Below are 2,120 nucleotides of genomic sequence, written 5' to 3' on the forward strand. Positions count from 1 at the left end.
CCCCGCCCTTGGCGGCCACGTCCTCGCCGAAGATGGCCATCTGCGGATGGTCGAGCAGGCCGTCGGCGAGCGCCGCGTTGATGCTCTGCGCCAGGGTCAGCGGGCCGGCCAGCTCCGGCGGCTTACCCCCGAAGGCCTCCGCCCGCGCGGCGGCGCCCGGCCCGCTGGCCCGCGCCGCCGCGTCACCCACTGCCCGCGCCACCCGCACCGGACGCCGGGGCGCCAACGCCGACACCACGTCGGCCGCCGAGGCCAGCTTCGGCTCGCCCAACACCTCCTCGGCGATCCGGCGTACCTGCCAGCCGGTCTCGTCGTACCGGGCCAGCAGTTCCTCGCCGGTGGCCACGCCGGCGTCCACGAGCAGCCGCGCGGTCGCGACCACCGGATCCCGGTCCAGGTCCTCGGCCAGCTCGGCCGGGCCGCGGTACGCCGACTCCGCGTCGGCGCCGGCGTGCCCCATCAGCCGCACGGTGCGCAGGTGCAGCACGGCCGGACGGCGGTGCCGGCGCACCCAGTCCACGGCCTCCTGCGCCACCTCGTACGTCCGCACCGGGTCGGCCCCGTCGGCGCTGACGTACCGGATGCCCGGCTTGGCCCGCAACGCCGCCTCCACCCACCCCTGCGGGGAGCGAACGCTGATGCCCAGCCCGTTGTCCTCGCAGACGAAGAGCACCGGGATGCGCAGTCCGGCGTGGTCGTACCAGCCGGCGGTGTTGAACGCGGCGGTGGCGCTCGCGTGGTTGACCGAGGCGTCGCCGAAGGAGCAGACCACGATGGCGTCCGACGGCCACGGGGAGACGCCGTCGCCGACGCGCACTCCCGCGCCGGTACGGCGTCCGGCGCTGTCCAGCCGGCGCAGTCGCTCCACCGCGAGCCCCATCCCGACCGCCCGGGGCAGGTGTGAGGCGATGGTGGAGGTGGTCGGTACGACGTTCAGGTCGGCCCGGCCGAACACCTTGTGCCGGCCGCCGGCGATCGGCTCCTGACTGGAGGCGACCATGCCGCGCAGCACGTCGCGGGCCGCCTCGGCGTACGGCGCGAATCCGCCGGCGGGCGGCGCGGACCCGGCCGGCTCGACCTCGGTGGCCGGGGCCGGGTCGGTGCCCTGCTCACGGTCGACGGCCTGCTGCCGGTCGTCGGCCGGTTCGGCGTCGGGAGTCTCGGCCGGCGCGGTGTCGGCGGCGGCCTGGGCGGCCCGCACGCAGTAGAACGCCCCGGAGCGGTAGTGCAGCAACGCCGGATCGGTGGGGCGCAGCGCGGCGGCGACCGCCGCGTTGCCCTCGTGCCCGGCCGAGCCGATGGTGTAGAAGCCCTCCCCGAAGCTGCGCAGCCAACGACCGGCCAGGTCGAGCTGCCGGCTGGTCACCTGCGCGTCGAACAGGTCCAACAGTCGCGCGCCGGTCAGCGGGGCGTCGTCGGTGACCGGGTCGGCGGGGTCACGCCGCCGCGGCGCGGCGGGAAGTGCCGCCAGCGTCTCCCGGAACCGGTCGTCGAGATCTTGCGGGGTGGTCACGTCCGACAGCATTACCGACGCGAGCCCTGGTCGCCCAGTGGGACACGGCCGGCACGGGTCGACTCACTCCGGGCCGCACGGCTCCGGAAGGCCGCCGTCGGACACCTTCCACACCAGGTCACGGAGGGTGCCCAGCTCCTCGTCGGTCAGGCCGGCCAGGAGTCGGGAGTCGGACATCACCTCGGCCACCCGGTCGCGCACGGCCCGGCCGTCACCGGTCACCACGAGCGTCTTCTGCCGGCGGTCGGCCGGGTCGGTCCGGCGCTCGACCAGACCAGCCTGCTCCAGCCGGTCGACCAACGCCGTCACGTTCGACCGGTCACAGCTGAGCCGGTCGGCGAGGTCACGGGCCGGCAGCGGATGGTCCGGGTCCAGCTCGTGCAGCGCCCGGGCCGCCGCCGGGGTGAGCCCCAACTCGGCGAACGCGGTGCCCTGCCGGTGCCGCACGGAGGCCGTCAGGTGCGCCATCCGACGCACCACGTCGGCCGCGAGACCGTCCCGGTCCACCGGTCGACCTGCTGCGGCTCCTGCCTCCTGAGTCACCGCCACATCGTACGCAGTCGTGCCGTTCGTCCAGCTCAGCGATCCGGTCCGGGCACGCCGGCCG

2 protein-coding genes are annotated in these 2,120 nt (G+C 75.7%); both read right to left on the reverse strand.

Annotation, left to right across the window (positions count from 1 at the left end):
* Nucleotides 1–1,525 (reverse strand): thiamine pyrophosphate-dependent enzyme (locus F8271_RS31025; protein ID WP_255473774.1); only part of this gene is annotated, 1,525 nt, incomplete at its 3' end.
* Between the two features lie 51 nt (nucleotides 1,526–1,576).
* On the reverse strand, nucleotides 1,577–1,981 hold the full coding sequence (locus tag F8271_RS31030; RefSeq protein ID WP_151493336.1) for a MarR family winged helix-turn-helix transcriptional regulator: 405 nt from the start codon (nucleotides 1,979–1,981) through the stop codon (nucleotides 1,577–1,579).
* Between the last annotated feature and the right edge of the window lie 139 nt (nucleotides 1,982–2,120).

Origin of the sequence: Micromonospora sp. ALFpr18c, assembly GCF_008868155.1 — a bacterium.
Classification (GTDB): Bacteria; Actinomycetota; Actinomycetes; order Mycobacteriales; family Micromonosporaceae; genus Micromonospora.

Excerpts from the sequence above, each read along its gene's own strand:
- F8271_RS31030 (WP_151493336.1), bottom strand. The coding sequence starts at position 1,981 with ATGGCGCACCTGACGGCCTCCGTGCGGCACCGGCAGGGCACCGCGTTC.